Source organism: Citrobacter sp. R-1.5.2 (genome assembly GCF_035064245.1).
Taxonomy (GTDB): Bacteria; Pseudomonadota; Gammaproteobacteria; order Enterobacterales; family Enterobacteriaceae; genus Citrobacter.
Genome location: NZ_JASEYC010000062.1, coordinates 1 through 1,858 on the forward strand (window position 1 = coordinate 1; position 1,858 = coordinate 1,858).

A 1,858-nucleotide genomic window follows, 5' to 3' on the forward strand; every position below is an offset into this window, starting at 1 on the left:
GGGGTCGTTTGCGGGAGAGGGCGAAATCCTACGCTAAGGCTTTGGCCAACGATATTCTCCGGTAAGATTGATGTGTTCCCAGGGGATAGGAGAAGTCGCTTGATATCTAGTATGACGTCTGTCGCACCTGCTTGATCGCGGCCGCGATAGCTAGATCGCGTTGCTCCTCTTCTCCATCCGCGTTCCAAGCTGCGGAAAGGCACCCATAAGCGTACGCCTGGTCGAGCAGGCGACGCGGATCGACGTCCAGCGCACGAGAGAATGCGTCCGCCATCTGTGCAATGCGTCTAGGATCGAGACAAAGGTCGTCTCTGTCAGCCGGATCGTAGAACATATTGGCGGCGCCAAAGCCCACTTCACCGACCAGACCGACGGGATCTATCACCAGCCAGCCGCGACTGGAGAACATGATGTTTTCATGATGCAGATCGCCATGTAGCCCACGCAGTTCCGAGGCATTGCTCATCATTTGATCGGCTATAATCGCCGCGTGGACGTAGTCAGTTTGACAACCTGCGTTTTGATCATCGCGCGCCCGCTGAAACAAAGCTGCAAAGCGATCCCGGATCGGGAGAAGGGCAGAAGGCAGGGGTTCCTCAGATGCGGCATACAGCTTCGCCATTAGTTCCGCTGCAATTTCGGTCGCCTGGTAGTCGCCGTGCTCGGCAACGATGTGAGAGAGCATTCGCTCCCCGGCATATTCGAGCAACATCAGATTGTTCTCACGACCGAGCAACCGGACTGCTCCCCTCCCATTGCGCCATACCAGATAGTCGGCCCCGCGCAGTTCATCAGCAATGTCTTCTATAGGTTTCAATCCCTTGACGATTGCAGGAGTCCCGTCTGGCAATGAAACTTTCCAAACGAGGCTGGAAAAGGTGTCCGCAATGAGAACAGGTTGCGAAACGTGCCAATGAGCAGGAAAAACAGGCGGCATGAACATCAACCCCAAGTCAGAGGGTCCAATCGCAGATAGAAGGCAAGGCGTTCGCGGTCGGGGGCTTCGATCCCCAATACATTGAATAGGACAGCGAAGGCGCGCTCTGCTTCATCTGGCGCTGCCCAGTTCTCTTCGGCGTTAGCAATCATGAGTGCCAAATCGGCATAGCGATCTGCTGTTCCGAGCCGCCCAAGGTCGATCAGACCCGTGCATTGAAGAGTTTTAGGGTCCACCATGAAGTTCGGCATGCAGGGATCACCATGGCAAACAACCATATCGGTGCGCTCTTGGTCGAGCCGCACCGGTAGCTCTCGTTCGACACGAGCCAAAAGATCGAGCTGCGGCGTACTCTTGTCCTCGTCCGGTAAGAAGTCGGGATTGACGGCATTGCGGGACACCACATCAACGGCGCGTCCGAACATTCGCGACAGCCTGCGCTCAAACGGACATTGATCAACCGATAGGCTGTGAACAGCGCCAAGTTGCTGCCCCATTGACGGCCACGCTTTGAGCAAATCCGCTCCAGACAGATCAGCCGCCGGTACTCCCGGAATTGCCGTTATCACCAAGCATGCACCCTCCTGTTCCTCCTGCCAGTTGATCACCTCGGGGCAAGCCACACCTCGACCTTTGAGCCAAATGAGGCGGTCACGCTCTCCAGCGAGCTCACCGCGGCGGGAAGCAGGTGCGATTTTCGCGAAGGCATGCCCGTCACCACGTCGAAAAACAAAATCACCAGATTCTCCGCCTCTGACAGGCAACCAGTCAGAATGCGATTCACCAAAAAAAATATTAGTTCGATTCAATGGAGGTTCCTTCAGTTTTCTGATGAAGCGCGGAGGTGGCTCAACCTGCGAAAAGAAACGAGTTGCTACGTAAGTCCGAGAACATGCTTTCCATGGTCTCTGAGCTCGCCTT

2 protein-coding genes are annotated in these 1,858 nt (G+C 55.5%); both read right to left on the reverse strand.

All coding sequences use genetic code 11. From position 1 onward, the window contains the following. Nucleotides 1–106: 106 nt before the first annotated feature. Nucleotides 107–943 carry an aminoglycoside O-phosphotransferase APH(6)-Id gene (locus QMN38_RS26520; protein WP_000480968.1) on the reverse strand — a complete coding sequence of 279 codons (837 nt, stop codon included), beginning with the start codon at nt 941–943 and terminating at the stop codon, nt 107–109. After that, on the reverse strand, nt 943–1,746 hold the full coding sequence (gene aph(3'')-Ib, locus QMN38_RS26525; protein ID WP_001082319.1) for an aminoglycoside O-phosphotransferase APH(3'')-Ib: 804 nt from the start codon (nt 1,744–1,746) through the stop codon (nt 943–945). Before aph(3'')-Ib ends, QMN38_RS26520 begins: the two co-directional genes overlap by 1 nt. Nucleotides 1,747–1,858: the final 112 nt, after the last annotated feature.